Raw genomic sequence first — 19,043 nt, forward strand, 5'->3', positions numbered from 1 at the left:
GGAGTGGCAGAGCAGGAGCCGCGCCCACCGCGCGAACTCCTCTCTGCCTGTGCCGTACCTTGCCAAACGAGCCGTGGGCTCGCCCGCCGCCAATATAGCTCACCCTGCCGCGCCGCCAAGCCCCCGACGCCGCCGCAGAAACGCGAGTACGCTGCGTTCCCGCGCCGCCCCGGCGCAAGACACCGGGACGCCTGATCGCCGCGTTCCTGGTACCGGATGCCGATCCCCCAAAATCCATGGGGGACAGATCGGGGGGTGGCGCGTCAAAAGGCGAAATATCTCAATAAAATCAATGCTGATGCCCGGATGGAGCGAATCGCAATCCGGGGCCGGCTACGCAATTGGCAGAAGCTGTCCCGGATTTCGATTCGCTCCATCCGGGCTACGGGCAAAGCCTCGCTATTTTCCAGCGAGGCCGCGAACGTGCTTGATAATTCCGGAAAAATCCACCCCGCCGTGCCCCGCCTTGTCGAAGGCCTGGTAAATCTCCTGCGCATGCTGGCCGAGCGGCGTCGCCGCGCCGGCGGCCTTGGCGGCATCCTGCGCCAGGGTCAGGTCCTTCACCATCAGTGCCGAGGCGAAACCCGGCTTGTAGTCGTTGTTCGCCGGAGAGGTCGGCACCGGGCCCGGAACCGGACAATAGGTCGTCAGCGACCAGCACTGGCCCGACGAGGTCGAGGCGACGTCGAACAGCGCCTGATGCGAGAGGCCGAGCTTCTCACCCAGCGCGAAGGCCTCGCTCACAGCGATCATGGAAATGCCGAGGATCATGTTGTTGCAGATCTTGGCCGCCTGGCCGGCGCCGGCGCCGCCGCAATGCACGATCTTCTTGCCCATGTTTTCGAGCACGGGCTTTGCCGCGGCGAACGCCTTGTCCTCGCCGCCGCACATGAAGGTGAGCGTCGCCCCCTTGGCGCCGCCGGTACCGCCGGACACCGGCGCATCCACCGAAAGCACGCCGTTCTTGGCGGCCAGCGCGTGTGCCTGCCGCGCGCTCTCGACGTCGATGGTGGAGGAGTCAATGATCAGCGCGCCCTTGGTCATGACAGGGACGACCTCGTTCCAGACGCCGAGCACATGCTTGCCGGCCGGCAGCATGGTGACGACGACATCGGCGCCCTTCACTGCGCCCGATGCGCTGTCGGCAATGCCGGCGCCATCGGCCTTGGCTTGCGCGCGCGAGGCCTCGACGAGGTCGAACGCGACGACCTTGTGGCCGGCCTTGACCAGATTGGCCGCCATCGGGCCGCCCATGTTGCCGAGACCGATGAATGCGATCGTGGCCATTGTCGTTTCCTCCGCTTGAGACTGTTGTTAGTTGAACTTGAGTTCGTCGGCGCCAATCTCGGCGAGATACGGCGCAAGCAATTCCGGCGTCACATCCTCGATCCGCGGCGGCGACCAGATCGGATTGCGGTCCTTGTCGATCACGGCGGCGCGTACGCCCTCGCGGAAATCGTCGCTGCGGAAGACCTCCAGCGCGGCGCGATATTCGCGCACCAGACATTCTTCCAGGCTCGACGCGGCGCGTGCCAGCCGCAGCAGCTTCAGCGTCACCACCATGCCGCGCGGCGATTTTTCGCCAAGCGTCTTCAGTGTCGCCAGAGCGAATTCGGAACCGTCGCGCTTGAGCGCGGCGACGATGTCCTCCATCCGGTCGAAGCCGAACAGCGCATCGATCATCGGCTCCTTTGCCGCGACCGGCCCGGCGGTCTCGCCGGTCGCAAAGCCGTTGATGAGCTTGCCGACCTCGGCCGCGGTTGCACCGGAGCGCAGCTTCGTCAGCGCATCCCGCAGCTCCGGCCATTTCGCCGCCGGCACCACCCAATCGGCGAACTTCGCGTGGATCGCGTCCGGCCCGTTCATGGTCTGGCCGGTCAGGCCGAAATAGGTGCCGATCTCGCCCGGCGAGCGCGACAACAGATAAGTGCCGCCGACGTCCGGGAAGAAGCCGAGCCCGACCTCGGGCATCGCGAGTTTGGTGCGATCGGTGACGACGCGGTGGCTCGCATGCGCGGAGAGCCCGACGCCGCCGCCCATCACGATGCCGTCCATGAAGGCGACATAGGGCTTTGGGAACCTCTTGATCCGGGCGTTGAGGATATATTCCTCGCGCCACAGGATCTTGCCAAGGTCGCCATGAACCTTCGAGCTTTCCCAGAGCGTGCGGATGTCGCCGCCGGCACACAGGCCGCGCTCGCCGGCGCCCTCCAGCACGATCACGGCGACGGCCGGATCGGTCTCGAAGCGGTCGAGCGCGGTCTCGATGTCGCGAAACATCTCGAGCGTCACGGCATTGATGGCCTTGGGACGGTTGAGCCTGATGACGCCGGCCGATCCCTCGACGCGGGCGACCAGATCGCCCTCTTCCGCTGCCGTCATCGCGCGCCCTCGATCAGTTTGCGCGCCACGATGAGCCGCATGATTTCATTGGTGCCTTCGAGGATCTGGTGCACGCGCAGATCGCGCACGATCTTCTCGATGCCGTATTCGCTGAGGTAGCCATAGCCGCCGTGAAGCTGGAGCGCCTGGTTGGCGACCTCGAAGCCGACATCGGTGCCGAAGCGCTTGGCCATCGCGCAGAGCATGGTGGCGTCAGGATCCTTGCGGTCGAGCGCCGCTGCGGCCCGCCACAGGAACGTGCGCGCGGCCTCGAGCTCAATCGCCATGTCGGCAAGGCGGAATTGCAGCGCCTGGAATTCGTCGAGGCGTTTTCCAAACGCCTTGCGCTCCTTCATGTAGTTGCGCGCCTTGTCGAGCGCGGTCTGCGCGCCACCGAGCGAGCATGCCGTGATGTTGAGACGGCCGCCATCGAGGCCGGCCATCGCGATCTTGAAGCCGACGCCCTCCTCGCTCAGCCGGTTGGCGACCGGCACGCGGGCGTTCTCGAACATGACGGCGCGGGTCGGCTGCGCATTCCAGCCCATCTTGCGCTCGTTGGCACCGAAGGAGACTCCCGGTGTGTTGCCGTCAATGACGAGCGTCGAGATGCCGCCGGGGCCGTCGCCGCCGGTCCTGACCATCGCGACCAAAAGGTCGGTGCCGCCGGCGCCCGAGATGAACTGCTTCTGGCCGTTGAGCACATAATGGTCGCCATCGCGCACCGCGCGGGTGCGCAGCGCCGCCGCATCGGAGCCGGCGCCCGGCTCGGTCAGGCAGTAGCTCGCGATCAGCTCCATGGTGCAGAGCTTCGGCAGCCATTTGTGGCGCTGGGTGTCGCTGCCGTAGGCATCGATCATCCAGGACGCCATGTTGTGGATGGAGATGAAGGCCGACGTGGTCGGACAGCCCGTCGCCAGCGCCTCGAAGATCAGCGCCGCGTCGAACCTGGTCATACCGGAGCCACCGACATCCTCGCGGATGTAGATACCGCCCATGCCGAGCGTCGCCGCCTCGCGCATCACGTCGACGGGGAAATGCTTCTCCTCGTCCCAGCGCAGCGCGTGCGGCGCGATCTTTTCCGCCGCAAACGCCAACGCCATGTCGCGAACCGCGATCTGATCCTCGTTCAGAGCGAACTGCATGGGTGCCTCGCTCTTGAGAGGATCACTTCATCAGCGGGATCGAGAACTCCGCGCCTTCCTTGACGCCGGACGGCCAGCGCGAGGTCACCGTCTTGGTCTTGGTGTAGAAGCGGACCGAGTCCGGGCCGTGCTGGTTGAGATCGCCGAAGCCGGACTTCTTCCAGCCGCCGAAGGTGTAATAGGCAATCGGCACCGGGATCGGCACGTTGATGCCGACCATGCCGACATTGACCTTGGCCGCGAAGTCGCGCGCCGCGTCGCCGTCGCGGGTGAAGATCGCAACGCCGTTGCCGTAGTCATGCTCGGACGGCAGCGCCAGTGCTTCCTTGTAGTCGTGCGCGCGCACCACCGAGAGCACCGGGCCGAAGATCTCTTCCTTGTAGATCCGCATGTCCTTGGTGACGTTGTCGAACAGCGAACCGCCGAGATAGAAGCCCTTCTCGTAGCCCTGCATCTTGAAGCCGCGGCCGTCGACGGCGAGCGTCGCGCCTTCCTTGATGCCGATGTCGATGTAGCCCTTGACCTTCTCGACCGCCTCGCGCGTCACCAGCGGACCGTAATCGGCCGACGGATCGATCGAGGTGCCGATCTTCAAGGACTCGACGCGCGGGATCAGCTTTTCCATCAGGCGGTCGGCGGTGGGCTTGCCGACGGGCACCGCGACGGAGACGGCCATGCAGCGCTCGCCGGCCGAGCCGTAGCCGGCGCCGATCAGCGCATCGACCGCTTGGTCCATGTCGGCGTCGGGCATGATGATGGCGTGGTTCTTGGCGCCGCCGAAGCACTGGCAGCGCTTGCCGGTCTGCGCGGCGCGCTCATAGATGTACTGCGCGATCGGCGTGGAGCCGACGAATCCGACGGCCTTGATATCAGGGTCGTCGAGGATGGCGTCGACCGCTTCCTTGTCGCCGTTGACGACGTTGAGGATGCCGGCTGGCAGGCCCGCTTCCATCATCAGTTCGGCAAGCAGCATCGGCACGCCGGGATCGCGCTCGGAGGGCTTGAGGATGAAGGCATTGCCGCAGGCGATCGCGGGCGCGAACTTCCACATCGGGATCATCGCCGGGAAATTGAACGGCGTGATGCCGGCGACGACGCCGAGCGCCTGGCGCATCGAATAGATGTCGATGCCGGGGCCGGCGCCTTCGGTGTACTCACCCTTCATCAGATGCGGGATGCCGCAGGCGAACTCGGCGACCTCGAGGCCGCGCTGGATGTCGCCCTTGGCGTCCGGCACGGTCTTGCCGTGCTCACGCGCCAGCAGCTCGGCGAGCTTGTCGTAGTCGCGCTGGACCAGCTCGACGAATTTCATCATGACGCGGGCGCGGCGCTGCGGGTTGGTCGCGGCCCATTCCGGCTGCGCGGCGCGGGCGTTCTCCACGGCAGCGCGGACCTCGGCCTTGGACGCCAGCGCCACCTTGGCTTGGACGTCACCGGTCATCGGCTCGAAAACGTCGGCGGTGCGGCCCGAGGTACCTTTGACCTCCTTGCCGCCGATGAAATGTCCGATTGAACGCATGGAAATATCTCCTTCAGGCCAGCCTGTTCGCTTTGACAAATCCTATCGACCTGCATTTTATAGGATTCAAGTCTGATATATTGCACCATAGATGTGCGAAAATGCTGGATCAAGGTAGCATCGACTGGGACGACTTTCGCTTCGTGCTGGCCATCGTGCGGGGCGGCTCGGTTTCGGCTGCGGCAAAACAGCTCGGCGTCGACCATGCCACCGTGATCCGCCGCGTCGACAGGCTGGAAAAGCACCTCTCGGCCAAGCTGTTTGACCGGCGCAAGACCGGCTATCTCCTCACCGAGGCCGGCCAGCGCGTCGCCGACAGCGCGGAAGCGATGGAATCGACCATCGTCGCCAACCAGGAGCAGGTCGGCGGCTCCGTGGCGCGGCTGACCGGAACGGTGCGGATCGGTGCGCCCGATGGCTTCGGTACCGCCTTCCTGGCGCCGCGGCTGGCGCCCTTCGCGGACCGGTATCCCGATCTCGATCTGCAACTTGTGGCTACTGCGCGGCTGTTCAGTCTCTCCAAGCGCGAGGCCGACATCGCGATCAGCCTGACCATGCCGAAGGAGGGCCGCATCGTCGGCCGCAAGCTGCTCGACTACCGCCTCGGGCTCTATGCCGCCCCCGCCTATCTCGACCGCTTCCCGCCGATCGTCTCGCGCGAGGTGCTGCCGCAGCACCGCTTTGTCGGCTACATCGAGGAGCTCCTGTTCACGCCGGAGCTCGACTATCTGCCGCAGGTGTCGCCGCGGATTTCCGCACGCTTCCGCAGCGCCAATCTGATCGCACAGCTCAACGCCACGCTCTCGGGCTTTGGCATCGCGGTGCTGCCGCATTTCATGGCGAGCGACTATCCGCACCTCGTCGCGGTGCTGCCGGAGGAGATCTCGATCACGCGGACGTTCTGGATGCTGATGCACGCCGACAGCAAGGACCTCGCCCGGATCAGGGCCGTGGCGGACTACATCGGTGAGATCGTGGAGCGCGAGCGGGCGTTGTTTGCGGGGCGGTAAGCACCGATCCCGTAGGGTGGGCAAAGCGAAGCGTGCCCACCATGCCAACTACGATCACGGAGAGACGGTGGGCACGGCGTAAGAGCGCCTTTGCCCACCCTACGGCATCTCGGCCTAACTCTGCTTCGCCTTCTTCACCGCCGCCACCTTCGGCTCACGCTTCGCACCATCCAGCGCGCTGTCCCTGCCCGCCTTCAGCACCTCGTCCGACAGTTCGCTGGAGCCGGCGATGCGCGCCAGCAGCATGGTGCCGGCCATCGTCGCCAGCGTCGCGATCGCCTGCTTGCGCGCGGCCTTGCGCGGCAGGTTCGGGATGTAGTCGGTCATCATCTCGATCATCTCGTTGAGCTTGCCGGCGAAGGCCTTTCGCGTCTTCGGGCTCTCGCGGGCGATCTCGGCGCCCAGCGCGGGAATCGAGCAGCCATGGCCGGGATTGTCGCGATGCAGCGCGGAGAGATAGGTCTCCGCGATCAGCGCCAGCCGTTTCTCGGGAGAAACCTCGCCACTGATCTTGCGCCAGTGCTCCATCGAGCGGTCCATGGCGTAGGCAAAGGCCTCGATCACCAGCGCCTCGCGGGAATCGAAATGCGCGTAGAAGCCGCCATGGGTCAGGCCCGCCTCCTTCATGAGGTCGGCGACGCCGATGCCGTGCGCACCCTTTTCGCGCAGCCGCACGGAGGCCTTCTTCACGATGCGGTCGTGGGTTTCCTGCTTGTGTTCCCGGGAATAGCGCATGCGGGTCTCATTGAATGTCGGAGATCATTTCATAACACAAGAATGGACCGGACGGTGAATTAATTCATGTTAAGATATTGCCAATCATGGAAAAGGTTGCAGTTGCATGGACTGCGAGCGCCCCCTTGCCGTCGCGGACGAACCCCTCGGTGTAGCTGGTCTGCCGTCCCAGCTTGATGATCTTGCCTTCGGCCGTGATCAGCCCGGACCGGACCGACAGCGGACGCAGGAACGTCATTTTCAGATCGAGGGTCACGGACGACTGCCCGGCCTCCAGCCGGGTCGAAATGGCGCATCCCATGGCGGTGTCGATCAGCGCCGCGGCCGTCGCGCCATGCAGGAGGCCGATGGTATTTTCGAGATCCTCGCGCGGCTCCAATTGCATCACGATCCGGCCCGGCTCGACCACCGCCATGGTGAAGCCGATCAGCTTTGCGAAGGGCGGCGGCGGCAGCCGGCCGTCGCGAATGCCCAGCATGGCGTCCATGCCCGACAGGCCCATCGCCGCTTTCGCGACCGGCGCAGGGACCTGCCAGTCCACCACACGCTCGCGCCGCTGCGTGGGCGAAAACAGGTCGAGTTGATCGATGTCGGTCATGGCAGCCTCTTTGTATGACATACATCATACTATGCCACGAACTTCGCGCTGGCAACTCCGTCTCCCCGGCCCGCTTGACAAGCAACGCGTTTCGGCCCGGAAGTGACCCCGACCGGTGCGCCCGCGCACGTCCAACAAACGTCGAGATCCCACGATGGAAATGCTCAACAACCACTGCGGCGTGACGCGCGATGCGCGCGGCGTCGTTCACGTCGCGATCTGCAACGCCGGCTCGCTCAACATCCTCGGCTCGCCCGTCACCGACGCGGTGCGCGAAGGCCTGCAACAGCTCGCCTCCGATCGCAGCATCCGCGTCGTGGTGCTGCGCGGCCAGAGCGAGAAGAGCATGATCGGCGGCGCCGACATCAAGGAGATGGCCAAGCTCGAGCAGGCATCGGCCGAAGCCTTCATCAGCCGCCTGCGCGATCTCTGCGAGGCCGTGCGCCAGTTCCCCGCCCCCGTGATCGCGCGCATGCCCGGCTGGTGCCTCGGCGGCGGGCTCGAGGTGGCGGCCGCGTGCGACTTCCGCATCGCCGCGCATGATGCGCATTTCGGCATGCCGGAGGTCCGCGTCGGCATTCCCTCGGTGATCCACGCCGCGCTGTTGCCGCGCCTGATCGGCTGGGCCCGCGCGCGCTGGCTGGTGATGACGGCAGAGAACATCGACGCAGCCACGGCGCTCGCTTGGGGCCTGGTCGACAAGGTCGCACCCGAGGGCGGGCTGGATGCAGCCGTCGAGCACACGGTGAAGGCGCTGCTCGAATGCGGCCCCGAGGCGTTGCGGTCGCAAAAGGCGCTGCTACGGCAATGGGAGGAACTGCCGCTGACGGAGTCGGTGAACCTCAGCGTCAAGGTGTTCGGCGAGTCGTTCCTGACCGACGAGCCGACGCGCCTGATGCAGGCGTTCGTGAACAGGAAGCGGTAAGCGCTGGACGGGGTGCTTCGTTCCGCATGACGCTGTCATCGCCCGCGCGGCGGGAGATCCAGTATTCCAGAGGCTGCGGTGATTGAGCCGAGAAGCCGCGGCGTTCTGGATGCCCTCGCCTTCGCGGGGCAGACATCGTCATTGGGGGAGCGCTTTCGTTCCTAGAGTCACAGCCCCTCCTCCGATCGCAGGAGGAAATCTCATGCGAACCACAAGATTTTCTCATCCCAGCCGCGGTTGCATTTTTTGCGCCGCATCATATGATGAGCATAATCTTACTCAACCGTCATCGCAGGGAGTCCCGTCATGGCCGAAGCCGCCGATCCCGTCGTCATCGTCTCCGCCGCCCGTACCCCGCTCGGCCGCTTCATGGGCGAATTGTCGCCGCTGGCCGCGCATAAGCTTGGATCGCATGTGATCGGCGCTGCGCTGGAGCGCGCCAAGCTCGCGCCTGAGAAGGTCGATGAGGTCTTCATGGGCTGCGTGCTGCCCGCAGGACAAGGCCAGGCCCCGGCACGCCAGGCTGCCCGTGCGGCCGGCCTGCCCGATGCGACCGGCGCCACCACGGTCAACAAGGTCTGCGGCTCCGGCATGAAGGCGACCATGCTGGCGCACGACATCATCCGCGCCGGCTCCGCCGAGATCGTCGTCTCCGGCGGCATGGAGAGCATGAGCAACGCGCCCTATCTTCTCGCCAAGGCACGCGGAGGCTATCGCGTCGGCCATGACCGCATCATCGACCACATGATGATGGACGGGCTGGAGGACGCCTACGAGACCGGCCGATCCATGGGCGATTTCGGCGAGGCCACGGCAGAGGCCTACCAGTTCACCCGCAAGGACCAGGACGCCTATGCGATGGAGACGCTCAGCCGCGCCCGCAGGGCGGTCGAGGGCGGCGCGTTCAAGGCCGAGATCGCGCCGATCACGCTGACCGAGAAGGCTGGCCCACGCGTCGTCGCCAATGACGAGCATCCGCTGAAGGTCGATCCGGCCAAGATTCCCGGACTGAAGCCGGCGTTCCGCGCCAATGGCACGATCACGCCGGCCGCCTCCTCCGCCAATGCCGACGGTGCCGCCGCGCTGGTGCTGACGAAGCGGTCGCTGGCCGATCGCAACGGCCTTCCGGCGCTTGCCGTGATCAAGGGCCACGCCACCCACAGCCAGGAGCCGCAATGGTTCACCACGGCGCCGATCCCTGCGATCCGCAAGCTGCTCGACAAGATCGGCTGGAGCGCCGGTGACGTCGACCTGTTCGAGATCAACGAGGCTTTCGCCGTGGTGGCGATGGCGGCGCAGCGCGATCTCGGCATTCCCCGCGACAAGCTGAACATCAACGGCGGCGCCTGCGCGCTCGGCCATCCGATTGGCGCCACCGGCGCGCGGCTGATCGTGACGCTGCTGCATGCGCTCGAGGCCCAGAACCTCAAGCGCGGCGTCGCCGCGCTCTGCATCGGTGGCGGCGAAGCCACGGCCATCGCGGTGGAGCGGCTGACGCACTAGTCGTGATGTCCGAAATTGAGGGAAGTCTGACATTTTAGACTTCCGACGAATATGCCAGATTATAACGATGACGCGAGTCCCGGGAGGGACCGCCAACCATGATTGAGGCCCAATGATCTCGAACTGGCTCGCGGCAAGGCTCAGCCGCCGCAATATCCACTACGGCTGGGTGATGGTCGGCGTGACCTTCCTGGCCGCGCTGATCAGCGCCGGCACGGTCGGTGCGCCCGGCGTGTTCATCGTTCCCCTGCAGAAGGAGTTCGGCTGGAGCACGGCGGAGATCTCTTCCGCGCTGTCGATCCGCTTCATCCTGTTCGGGCTGATGGCGCCGTTCGCCGCCGCCCTGCTCAACCGCTACGGCCTGCGCAACGTCACGCTCACGGCGCAGCTGATCGTGGTCTCGGCGCTGGTCGCATCGCTCGGCATGACCGAGGTCTGGCAGCTCATAGCCCTGTGGGGCGTCGTGATCGGTATCGGCACCGGGATGACCGCGCTGGTGCTCGGCGCGACCATCGCCACGCGCTGGTTCGCGGCGCGGCGCGGCCTCGTCGTCGGCATCATGACCGCGAGCGTCGCCACCGGTCAGCTCGTGTTCCTGCCGCTGCTCGCAAGCCTCACCGAACGCTTCGGCTGGCGGCTGGCGCTCGGCTTCGTCTGCATCATGCTCGGCGTTTCCGCACTCGCGGTCCTGCTCGCGATGCGCGACCGTCCGAGCGATCTGGGCCTGCGCCCGTTCGGTGACGAGGGCAGCGAGCCCCTGCCCGCGCCGCCCGTCAACCACGGCTCGATCACGGCGGTGGCGCTCGGCACGCTGCGCGACGCCTCGAAGTCGAGCGCGTTCTGGATCCTGTTTGCGACCTTCTTCGTCTGCGGCGCCTCGACCAACGGCCTCGTCCAGGTCCACCTGATCCCGATGTGCCTCGATTTCGGCATCCCGCAGGTGCAGGCCGCAAGCCTGCTGGCTGCGATGGGTATCTTCGACTTCTTCGGCACCATCTTCTCGGGCTGGCTGTCGGACCGTTACGACAATCGCTGGCTCCTGTTCTGGTACTACGGCCTGCGCGGTCTCTCGCTGATCTTCCTGCCCTTCAGCGATTTCTCGTTCTACGGCCTGTCGATCTTCGCGATGTTCTACGGCCTCGACTGGATCGCCACCGTGCCGCCGACGGTGCGCCTCACCGCGCAGAAGTTCGGCCCAGAGCGCGCCAATCTGGTGTTCGGCTGGATCTTCGCCGGGCATCAGCTCGGCGCCGGCACCGCGGCCTTCGGAGCGGGCCTGTCGCGGACGCTGCTCCAGAGCTACCTGCCCGCCTTCTTCATCGCCGGCGCGCTCTGCGTGTTCGCCTCGCTGATCGTGCTGGCGCTGTCGCGGCAGCCGAAGCCGAAGACGCAACCCGCAATGGCGTAAGCTGCCCTAGTACCGGATCGTGGTGGTGACGCCGAAGACTGCGGCGTCACCGATCCGCGAAGTCCCGCTCGGATCGTTCGGAATGGGGACGCCGCCCGAGGGGCGGAACACGTACTGGAAATACGGCGCCACCAGCCAGCCCGGCTTGATATGCGCCTCGTAGATCATCTCGATCAGGGTCTCGTTGCTGCGCACCGGGCTCTGCACGCCGGTGAAGGCCTGCGTATCGAGATCGAGCGTGCGGGCCGTGTTCGAAATCCGCATATAGGCCATCGCCACGCCGAAGCGGTCGAGCGGATGGCCTGGCGTGAAGCCGACGAAGCCGATGCCGCCGTCGAGATAGAGGTCGATCAGATTGCGATCCGGCGGGCTGTAGGCGATGCGGCCGAACGCGGTGACGCCCGGGATCGAAGCGGAGGTGGTGTTGTCCTTCACCTCCGGCGGGCGGTAGAGCACCTGCTCGATCACCGCGAAGATGCCGTAGTTGCCGCGGAGCTTCGCCGGAACGCCGCTTCCGGAGGGATCGGCGATCGACAGTCCCTCCGCGGTAAACCGCTGGCTGTCGAACGAGCCATAGTGCTTCCAGGCGCCCGGCGTAAAATTGCCGGCGAGCGGGCGGCCCCCGATATCGATGTCGTAGTTGAAGCGGACCTGCCCGATCACCCAGGGCGGATCGTTGACGCGGAACGCGAGGCCGTGATGGTCGCGAATCTGTGGATCGGCATCGCCCGGCCCGGACGGATCGCCGTTGAACACCGCAGCATAGGCGGTGATCTGGTCCGTCAACGCGGCCTTGACGCGAATGCCGGGCACCGCGATCGGCGGGGCCGGGCCGCCGGCCGGAAGGTTGGAGGCCTTGATCGCCGGCCAGCCGAAGGTGCCGTTGATGAAGAGGTCGTCGGTCTGGCTGTCGAAGAACTCCACATCCGCGGCCTGCTGGCCGGCCCTGATGTTCAGCCTGTCGCCAAAGAAGCTCTGCTCGAAATAGGCGTTGTAGAGCCGCTGGTCCGGCAGCGCCTCGATCTCGCTGATGGTGGCGAGGTTCTGCACGTAGTTGCGCGAGAGCCCGCGGCCGTAGATCACGAAGGCGTTGGCGTAGAAGCGGCCGCCGCTCCAGCCGACGAGCTTGTCCAGATCGGCATCGACCGAGAGATCGAGGCGGCCGAAATGGATCGCGCCGCGCCCAACACCGCCGGACACATTGCCGATGTTGTCGGCGATGTAGGTGGCGCCGAAATTCAGGCCCTTGTTGGCGAGCCCGTCATGCCATTCGTTGGACCATTTTGGCGCCAGCCATTCCGCCGCGCTTTCGTCCTTGGCGCCGGCGCGCGCGCTCGTGCTCGCCAAGGTGCACGCCAGCGCAATTGCAGCCATGCTTCGCAGCAGAGAGCTATCGGCAATCGCGTTCACGGTTGGGTACGCTACTTGAAAATGCCCGTGCGCCGCATGAACAAATAGGCCGCGCCGACCGACGAGGCCATCAGCGCCGCCGCCCAGAGGAATCCGGTCTCGACGTCGGTGAGCGGCAGGCCCTTGGTGTTCATGCCGAAGATGCCGGTGATCAGCGTCGGCGGCAGCAGCAGCGTCGTCACGATGGAGAGCGTGTGGAGGTGGTGGTTGCTCTCCTCCTCGTTCTTGAAGCGCAGCTCCTCCTCGAGCAGCCGGCTGCGCTCGCGCAGCTCGACGATGTCGTGATCGAGACCATCGAGCCGCTGCGCCAGCTTGCCGGCGTGGATCCGCAAGCCCGGCGAGAGATGGTCCGTGTTCTTCTGGTCGAGCCGGTGAAACAGCACGCGCAGGCCGGTGAGCTGACGATGCAGCCTGACGCAGGTGCGGCGCAGCCGGCCGAGATTGCGGCGCATCTCCGGCTTGGCATCGTCGGCGAGGATGCGTTCCTCGATGCCGTCGATCTCCTGCCCGAGCTTGTCGGCCATCCGATCAAGCGTGTCGGCGACCTCGTCCACGATCTTTTCCAGGAGATGGGCGACGTTGTCGACGCGGTAGCCGCCTTCGAGCACCCGGCGCGTCGCATCCGCCGAGCACAGCGCCTGATGGCGGCCGCTGACCAGCAGGTGCTCGGTCATGGCGAAGCGCAGGAACGCGGTCTCCTCCGTGGCGCTGTCGATGTCGCGCACGAGGTCGGAGAACACGCCGTAGACGCAGTGGTCGATGACATGGAGCTGCTGGAACGTGTCGTTGGACAGCAGCAGCTCGCGCGCAAGCGGCGGCAGCGTCGATGCCGCAATCCACGGCCGCGCCCGCGCATCGGTCAGGTTGAAATGCAGCCAGAGCCGGCCGTCATGGCTGAACTCGATCGGCCGGTCGATCGGCAGCGCCTCGGCGCTGCCGTCGCTGTGCAGGCGGAACGCCCAGACGAGGCCCGGAATGACAGGCTCAGCCCCCGATATCGCGCTGACAAGCTTTGCCGGCTCAGCCATGGTAGCCCCAACCGTCAACAAATGCCCCGTCTCCGGAAGATGGCTGACGGCATCTTCCGGATCCACGCGGGTACTCAATTACGCCTTTGTTACAGTTTGATGATGGCGCCGCCCTACTCCGCGGCCAGCCCCGTCGCGGCCGCCGCCTCGACTTCCCTGATATAGTCGTGCACGACGCGGCCGAACGGCAACGTCAGATCGGCGGTGTAGTGATGCGCGCCGACGACGCGACGAACCGGGAAATCGGCAACCGGCGCATTGACGTGCGGCACCAGGTGAAGACGTCCGGGCCCCATCCAGGAGCCCTTCGGCACGATATCGGTGAGGTTGATCGCGACGAGCTGGCAGACTTCGAGACGGCCGTCGACGCCCGGGATCATCTTCAGATTCACCTGCGTCTTCGACAGCGTCGCGCGGGTGAGATCGCTGTTGCCGGCCATGCTCTCGTGCTTGTAGCCCATCGTGCCCATGGCGACGAGCTGGCCGGCATATTCCAGCGTGCCCGTCAGCGTGTCCTTGACGATCTCGAGCTTGGGACGGGCGTATTTCTTGGGAAAGCCCCAGATCTCGCGGCCCGCGGCGAAGCGGCGCGACTGGATCAAGATGCCCGAGCAAGGCATGGGGCTGGTGGTGCACGACGTCCACCGGGAGACGGAGAGCGCGTAAGGGGCACTGGAGCGGGGGCGCAAACAAAAACCGCGAAAACAACCCCATGCACAGTAGCCGAGGCACGGCGGATCAATGACTTACGTGTCCGCAAGGCGATTTGACTCGTCGGGCAAGACACCGGCATGATGTGATCATGGCGGGATACACAAGTCGCCGATGCCCTGCCCGACATTGATGCAGGAAGCCTTGCTCAAAGCGTCGCGACGCGCGGGTTGACGACCGTATACCCCCGCAAGGAACGCGCGTGCATTCTTGTTGCGTGTCCGCCCGAGTTGGCGTCATACGCCATCCAGATGTCTCCCCCGAGGTGCTGCTCCAGGACGAACACGTGGCCGCGTCGTGCCGCCACCATTCCCGGCGCTGGCGATGTGCGCGGAAAACGTAGCCAGTTAGCCGCGAGATTCAATTCCGGCACCATACGACCAAACACGCGCAGGGCCGCGCCGCAACCACAGAAGGACGACGGGCAACCGGCCGGTCGACCGCCGACGATCCGATCGCCAGGGACATTCGCCGCCGCAACGGCGTTGCCAGCGGCGACCATTGTGAGTTGTCTTGAATGGGGCGCCTGTGATGAGTACTTGGAAACGCGCTCGCGGCGCGTTTGCGAAGACGAGAAGTCGCAGGGCATGATGACATTGCATTCGGGCGCTTGAGCAATGCGGTTGGGTCGTGCTTCCGAAGCAATAGAACTGACGGCAACAAAAAGACACGCAGAAAGAACCGGCTTGAACATTGCAGGACTCCGAATTGGAAGGTCCCGCCCCGGTCGATGAGCAACTGATAACAGTTTGGCTGAAATGGGCCTAAAGGGCGGCAGAAAATGGCAGCATTTGCGGACCGCTCTCTTCAATCCGCATAAGCCACACGTTGCGACCGAAATGATTAACTCGCAGAGTACGAACGTCCGCCTTTGACACTCCCAGCGCTTGCGACAAGCGACCAGCTTCGCGTTGCGCTGGAAGCGGGAGGTCGCGACCGCCGGCGACGCCGAAGGCGTTGCGCAGGAGTATTCGACGAGCCTTGTACATATCGTGTCAGAGTGGAAATCTCGCTCCCGCGAATTTAGGCACTAAAGCCAGCGTAAGGACGCTCAATCATGCTCACTGTCTATGGCGAAGGTCGTGGGTTCCGTGTCGTTTGGCTGCTCGAGGAATTGGGAGTGGCTTATCGGCTGCGCCCGGTCGATCTGCTCGCGGTCGAGAATGATCCCGATTTCCTCGCGATCAACCCCGCCGGCTTTATCCCGGCGCTACAGGACGGCGACATGATCATGGTCGAATCGATCGCGATCCTCGAATACCTGCTTGCCCGCCACGGCCCGAGCCCGCTCGCCGTCGCCCGGGATGATCCGGCTTTCGCCGCCTATCTGCAATTCCTCCATTTGGGAGAGGCTGGGCTCGCTGGGCCAATGAACGCCGTCTTCGTCGGTCGCGCACTCGCGCCCGAAGCAGAGCGAAACGCCCGGGTCACGAACTGGGCACTGGAGACCTTTCACAGCCGGCTGGGATTGGTCATCCAGCGTCTCGCAACTCGTCCATTTCTCGCCGGAGACCAGTTCACCGCTGCTGACATTTCAGTGAGCTACGCTCTCCTGCTTGGTCTGCGAACCGGCAACTATACCCCGGGTTCAGTCGAGCGTGCCTATCTCGCCCGCACGACGACACGCCCCGCCTACGCCCGAGCAATGGAAATCTGCCAAGCCACCAAAGCCTGGGCGGAGAGATCACCGACGTTGTAGAGCCAAGTCGTGAATCCATAGAAGGGATTCCCACGCGCGTGGTCTTCTGATTCAGGATTGGCATGAGCCGATATGGCAGACTTCGAGTGGCGCGTGATCGAGCCACTTCTGCCCGATAAGCCCAAGCTGTGGCCTCGCGCCAGATGCCACGTGCACCTATCGAACGTTTGACACGTCGGGCAGCGGCGTCACGCCATCATTGCCCGCCTGCATCCCGGTTAACCGGCGCCGCGTCGCGACGCTAGCAGGTCTTCTGCTGCAGATGCTGGACGCATGTGCACGTCGTCGTCGCCGGATACTTCACGTCGTAGTATGGGAAGCTCGAGTTGGCCGGGCTGTTGGTCGAGCAGCGCGGGAACAGGTAATAGCTGTCGGTCAGCTGCACGGTGCCGGCGATCGTATAGCCGAGGTTGGGCGTGTAGTCATAGGACACCTCGCTCAGGATGAGCGAGATGTTGGCGTTGTTGGGATTCTTCGGATCGGTGGCGGTGAACTGGGACAAGGTCATCTGCTGACCCACGGTTCGCGCTGCCCCCGATTTGGTCGACGTGCTCCATTGCACCGTCGCATTGCCCTTGCTGTCGGTCGAGACTCCGGAGACCGTGATCGTCATCAGGGAGGTACTGCCGCTCTTGACGGCATAAGGCGCCATGATGGCGGTCGAAGCGGCAAGGATGCCGGTCATCTGGGACGCTGTGACCTGGGTGTTCTGCGAAACCATGTCCGCGACACTGTGCGCGGTCGCGGAGACCTTGACGTTCATGGCCAACCCGTTCCCGAGCTCGACGCCGCCGATATAGAGCAGCAGCATGAACGGGCTCACGATGGCGAACTCCGTCGCCGCAACGCCGCGAGCGTCGGTCCACAGGTCCCGTGCGCGAAACGACAGGCCGGCGATCATCAGTCAGCTCCCTGGCTCATTCTGGAACGCGGCGGACGCCATGATCAGCCGGTTGCCGTTGGAAAGATTCGACAGATTGAAACCGAGTGGCCCGAGCATGACAGGCCAGACATACATCACCCGGAGGACGACGATATCGCCGGAGTCGCCGGGATTGAACTGCCAGGTGTTGGTGACCGCACCCGTAGCGTCGAAGGTCAGGGAGGGCATGGCCGTGTTCGCGGAAGTCCACGACGTGGCGACCTGCATGTCCACCATGATGCCGCTGCAGTTGAACAAGATCACGATCTGGTCGCAGACCTTCTGCTTGAATGCGGACTGCGTCATCTGCGCGGACTGAACCTGTCCCGTCATGACCAGGCGCGCCGATTGACGCACCACGGATTCGAGCAATTCCTGCGCAAAGAAAACGATGAACGTCTGAATGAGCGCAATGATGAGGGCGAGGAACGGCGCGGCGACGAGCGCGAATTCGACGGCCGTGGCACCCCTGCTGTCCCGGGCGAAAGCTGCGCAGCGACCGCCGCGCCTCGTTCTCGTTGTAGCCTTTGGACCAGTCATGGCGCTTGCTCTACTGCACGAGGCTGGCAGTGCTTGACGCCACCTTGATGAAGAGGTTCGTCAGCGCGTCGGAAATGTCGCCACCGGTTTGGACGGAGGCATAGAAGCCAGGCGAGGCGCATGATTGCAGTTTTTGCGCGATGGTCCCGGTCAAGGAAGTAGGCTCGTTGTACGGGTCCACCCAGCTCATGTACCAGCTGTTCGTGACCGGGATATTGGGGGTCTTAAGTTGCAAGTATTCCGTGTAGAGGACAGCGATCTTAATGCCCCGGTTCTTGATGGTCGTGCAGATCGTCGTGTCGAGCGGCTGCTGGCATCGATTGTTGGAGGCGAGGCTCGCGTTGGGGCAAGTCGAAGCGCCCGAGACGATCTTGTCCTCCACGCCGTCGGTGACAAGGAACACCACTTCCTGCGGCGTATCTCCCGACGCGTTGCTCCCAAGCCCGGGAGTGGGCATGACGTCGTTGAGGCTTTTAAGCGCGCCGGCGATATCTGTGCCATTGTCGGTCTTGCAGTTGGTCGTCACAACGACGCAGTTCTGGTAGGCGACCGGCATCAGCGCGATGTTGGAAACCTGGGTTCCGGCGCTGGTCGGGGTGGTCAGTGTGGCCAGTGCGTTCAAACCCAAATCGAACGTATAGAGCGCCGCTTTGTAGGTGGTGTTGTTCAACGCCGACATGCACTGCATGACGCCGCCCGAAACGCCCGACTGCGGGCAGTTCGACCAGCTATTCAGCAACTGGTTGACGGCACTCGTCACGAGATCGATCCGCAAGGTGATATTTCTTTGTCGCGCGATCGCGAGGTTATCCTTGGTCCCGCCGTCGTGAGCGATATTGGTTTCATGACAGGCGAAGCCGCAGTTCTGCGAGCCCCCTGCCGACTGGTACGCGGGGGCGGTGTATTTGATGAGATTGCTGATGTCGGTCGTGGTCGCGCCGATCCCCATGGACGGCGAGTCATCCATCAGCAGATAGAAATTCATGTTGGGCGCGCTCGACGCCCTCGCCGTCGCGGAACCGGCGACCTGCCAGGTCTGCTTGCCGAGAACGCCGGGGAAATTGTTCGTGGACTGCGCGGTGTAGGAACCGTGATGGTTCGCGCGAGACCGGAATCGACGATAGTGACCGTCGGTGTCGGAACCGCGGACAGTCCGGGAAGATTCGCCTTCGCTGCGAAGACGGCTTCCGCGGTCGCCTTGACGACGGTGGTGTCGCTCTGCGTCAGCATCGCCGGCCTCACGGCCGCGATCGCGGCCGCGTCGGCAGCTGCGTTCAATTGCTCCCGCTTGCGCAGGGCCAGCGTATAGTCGAGCGCCATGCCCAGTAGAAAGATCGTGGGGACCATCATCAGCGCGAAGATGATGGCGACGTTGGCCTTCCTGTCTCTCGCGAAACGAAGCATTGCGCTGCGGAGCATGAGTTTCATCCTGGCTGCCGTCGCTACGGCAGCGGCCCTTCCCCTGAAATCGACGGAAAAGACTGCCGGGTTTCGATCCCGGCGCTCGCCGT

At 64.6% G+C, this 19,043-nt stretch carries 15 protein-coding genes and 3 pseudogenes; 5 read left to right on the plus strand and 13 right to left on the minus strand.

Annotated elements, in window-relative coordinates; translation table 11 throughout:
- Positions 1–399 precede the first annotated feature (399 nt).
- The 4 genes and pseudogenes from mmsB to EI171_RS27955 form a co-directional block, all read right to left on the minus strand.
- Positions 400–1,293, minus strand: a pseudogene (gene mmsB, locus EI171_RS27940) (3-hydroxyisobutyrate dehydrogenase); the annotation flags it as partial.
- A gap of 21 nt (positions 1,294–1,314) precedes the next feature.
- Positions 1,315–2,382, minus strand: coding sequence for an enoyl-CoA hydratase/isomerase family protein (locus EI171_RS27945; RefSeq protein WP_161535250.1), 1,068 nt, complete (start codon positions 2,380–2,382; stop codon positions 1,315–1,317).
- Entirely contained in the window at positions 2,379–3,524 is a 1,146-nt protein-coding gene (locus EI171_RS27950) for an isobutyryl-CoA dehydrogenase (protein WP_161535251.1), read from the minus strand. Before EI171_RS27950 ends, EI171_RS27945 begins: the two co-directional genes overlap by 4 nt.
- A 22-nt stretch (positions 3,525–3,546) precedes the next feature.
- Positions 3,547–5,043, minus strand: coding sequence for a CoA-acylating methylmalonate-semialdehyde dehydrogenase (locus EI171_RS27955; RefSeq protein ID WP_011086731.1), 1,497 nt, complete (start codon positions 5,041–5,043; stop codon positions 3,547–3,549).
- A 101-nt stretch (positions 5,044–5,144) separates the two neighbouring features.
- Here EI171_RS27955 and EI171_RS27960 point away from each other — a divergent pair, with 101 nt between their 5' ends.
- A complete protein-coding gene (locus tag EI171_RS27960) occupies positions 5,145–6,053 on the plus strand; it encodes a LysR family transcriptional regulator (protein WP_161535252.1) in 909 nt (302 codons plus the stop codon).
- A 114-nt stretch (positions 6,054–6,167) separates the two neighbouring features.
- Here EI171_RS27960 and EI171_RS27965 read toward each other — a convergent pair whose 3' ends face one another.
- Both EI171_RS27965 and EI171_RS27970 read right to left on the minus strand, forming a co-directional pair.
- The gene (locus tag EI171_RS27965) at positions 6,168–6,788 is read right to left on the minus strand and encodes a TetR/AcrR family transcriptional regulator (protein ID WP_161535253.1); all 621 of its coding nucleotides are present in this window, start codon (positions 6,786–6,788) and stop codon (positions 6,168–6,170) included.
- A gap of 64 nt (positions 6,789–6,852) precedes the next feature.
- Positions 6,853–7,386, minus strand: a complete 534-nt coding sequence (locus EI171_RS27970; RefSeq protein WP_028170984.1) for a PaaI family thioesterase — start codon at positions 7,384–7,386, stop codon at positions 6,853–6,855.
- 154 nt (positions 7,387–7,540) lie between these two features.
- On the opposite strand from EI171_RS27970, the gene EI171_RS27975 reads away from it, so the two are divergent.
- The 3 genes from EI171_RS27975 to EI171_RS27985 all read left to right on the plus strand — a co-directional run bounded on the left by EI171_RS27975 (position 7,541) and on the right by EI171_RS27985 (position 11,222).
- Positions 7,541–8,311 carry an enoyl-CoA hydratase gene (locus EI171_RS27975; protein WP_028170983.1) on the plus strand — a complete coding sequence of 257 codons (771 nt, stop codon included), beginning with the start codon at positions 7,541–7,543 and terminating at the stop codon, positions 8,309–8,311.
- Positions 8,312–8,617: 306 nt separating this feature from the next.
- Complete coding sequence (locus tag EI171_RS27980) at positions 8,618–9,814, plus strand: acetyl-CoA C-acyltransferase (protein ID WP_161535254.1); 1,197 nt, start codon at positions 8,618–8,620, stop codon at positions 9,812–9,814.
- A 112-nt stretch (positions 9,815–9,926) separates the two neighbouring features.
- Positions 9,927–11,222: an MFS transporter gene (locus EI171_RS27985; protein WP_161535255.1), complete on the plus strand. Its 1,296-nt coding sequence runs from the start codon at positions 9,927–9,929 to the stop codon at positions 11,220–11,222.
- Between the two features lie 6 nt (positions 11,223–11,228).
- On the opposite strand, the gene EI171_RS27990 is transcribed toward EI171_RS27985, so the two are convergent.
- The 4 genes and pseudogenes from EI171_RS27990 to EI171_RS28005 all read right to left on the minus strand — a co-directional run bounded on the left by EI171_RS27990 (position 11,229) and on the right by EI171_RS28005 (position 15,065).
- Positions 11,229–12,596, minus strand: a complete 1,368-nt coding sequence (locus EI171_RS27990; protein ID WP_161535256.1) for a carbohydrate porin — start codon at positions 12,594–12,596, stop codon at positions 11,229–11,231.
- A gap of 47 nt (positions 12,597–12,643) precedes the next feature.
- Complete coding sequence (locus tag EI171_RS27995; protein ID WP_161535257.1) at positions 12,644–13,660, minus strand: transporter; 1,017 nt, start codon at positions 13,658–13,660, stop codon at positions 12,644–12,646.
- Between the two features lie 113 nt (positions 13,661–13,773).
- Positions 13,774–14,241, minus strand: a pseudogene (locus EI171_RS28000) (acetoacetate decarboxylase); the annotation flags it as partial.
- A 278-nt stretch (positions 14,242–14,519) separates the two neighbouring features.
- Entirely contained in the window at positions 14,520–15,065 is a 546-nt protein-coding gene (locus EI171_RS28005; protein WP_060911632.1) for a hypothetical protein, read from the minus strand.
- Between the two features lie 363 nt (positions 15,066–15,428).
- On the opposite strand from EI171_RS28005, the gene EI171_RS28010 reads away from it, so the two are divergent.
- Positions 15,429–16,070 (plus strand): glutathione S-transferase family protein, encoded by a 642-nt coding sequence (locus EI171_RS28010; RefSeq protein WP_161535258.1) that lies wholly within the window; start codon positions 15,429–15,431, stop codon positions 16,068–16,070.
- Positions 16,071–16,311: 241 nt separating this feature from the next.
- Here the strand turns inward: EI171_RS28010 and EI171_RS28015 are convergent, their stop codons facing one another.
- From EI171_RS28015 to EI171_RS28025, 3 genes and pseudogenes are all read right to left on the minus strand, one after another.
- Complete coding sequence (locus EI171_RS28015; protein ID WP_011086720.1) at positions 16,312–16,971, minus strand: TadE/TadG family type IV pilus assembly protein; 660 nt, start codon at positions 16,969–16,971, stop codon at positions 16,312–16,314.
- 3 nt (positions 16,972–16,974) lie between these two features.
- Positions 16,975–17,532: a TadE/TadG family type IV pilus assembly protein gene (locus EI171_RS28020; RefSeq protein ID WP_011086719.1), complete on the minus strand. Its 558-nt coding sequence runs from the start codon at positions 17,530–17,532 to the stop codon at positions 16,975–16,977.
- Between the two features lie 10 nt (positions 17,533–17,542).
- A pseudogene (locus EI171_RS28025) lies at positions 17,543–18,951 on the minus strand (TadE/TadG family type IV pilus assembly protein).
- Between the last annotated feature and the right edge of the window lie 92 nt (positions 18,952–19,043).

Origin of the sequence: Bradyrhizobium sp. LCT2 (genome assembly GCF_009931255.1) — a bacterium.
GTDB classification, from domain to species: domain Bacteria; phylum Pseudomonadota; class Alphaproteobacteria; order Rhizobiales; family Xanthobacteraceae; genus Bradyrhizobium; species Bradyrhizobium diazoefficiens.

Coding starts and splice junctions, on each gene's coding strand:
- EI171_RS27945 (WP_161535250.1), bottom strand. CDS start 2,382: ATGACGGCAGCGGAAGAGGGCGATCTGGTCGCCCGCGTCGAGGGATCG.
- EI171_RS27950 (WP_161535251.1), bottom strand. CDS start 3,524: ATGCAGTTCGCTCTGAACGAGGATCAGATCGCGGTTCGCGACATGGCG.
- EI171_RS27955 (WP_011086731.1), bottom strand. CDS start 5,043: ATGCGTTCAATCGGACATTTCATCGGCGGCAAGGAGGTCAAAGGTACC.
- EI171_RS27960 (WP_161535252.1), top strand. CDS start 5,145: ATGCTGGATCAAGGTAGCATCGACTGGGACGACTTTCGCTTCGTGCTG.
- EI171_RS27965 (WP_161535253.1), bottom strand. CDS start 6,788: ATGCGCTATTCCCGGGAACACAAGCAGGAAACCCACGACCGCATCGTG.
- EI171_RS27970 (WP_028170984.1), bottom strand. CDS start 7,386: ATGACCGACATCGATCAACTCGACCTGTTTTCGCCCACGCAGCGGCGC.
- EI171_RS27975 (WP_028170983.1), top strand. CDS start 7,541: ATGGAAATGCTCAACAACCACTGCGGCGTGACGCGCGATGCGCGCGGC.
- EI171_RS27980 (WP_161535254.1), top strand. CDS start 8,618: ATGGCCGAAGCCGCCGATCCCGTCGTCATCGTCTCCGCCGCCCGTACC.
- EI171_RS27985 (WP_161535255.1), top strand. CDS start 9,927: ATGATCTCGAACTGGCTCGCGGCAAGGCTCAGCCGCCGCAATATCCAC.
- EI171_RS27990 (WP_161535256.1), bottom strand. CDS start 12,596: ATGGCTGCAATTGCGCTGGCGTGCACCTTGGCGAGCACGAGCGCGCGC.
- EI171_RS27995 (WP_161535257.1), bottom strand. CDS start 13,660: ATGGCTGAGCCGGCAAAGCTTGTCAGCGCGATATCGGGGGCTGAGCCT.
- EI171_RS28005 (WP_060911632.1), bottom strand. CDS start 15,065: ATGTTCAAGCCGGTTCTTTCTGCGTGTCTTTTTGTTGCCGTCAGTTCT.
- EI171_RS28010 (WP_161535258.1), top strand. CDS start 15,429: ATGCTCACTGTCTATGGCGAAGGTCGTGGGTTCCGTGTCGTTTGGCTG.
- EI171_RS28015 (WP_011086720.1), bottom strand. CDS start 16,971: ATGATCGCCGGCCTGTCGTTTCGCGCACGGGACCTGTGGACCGACGCT.
- EI171_RS28020 (WP_011086719.1), bottom strand. CDS start 17,532: ATGACTGGTCCAAAGGCTACAACGAGAACGAGGCGCGGCGGTCGCTGC.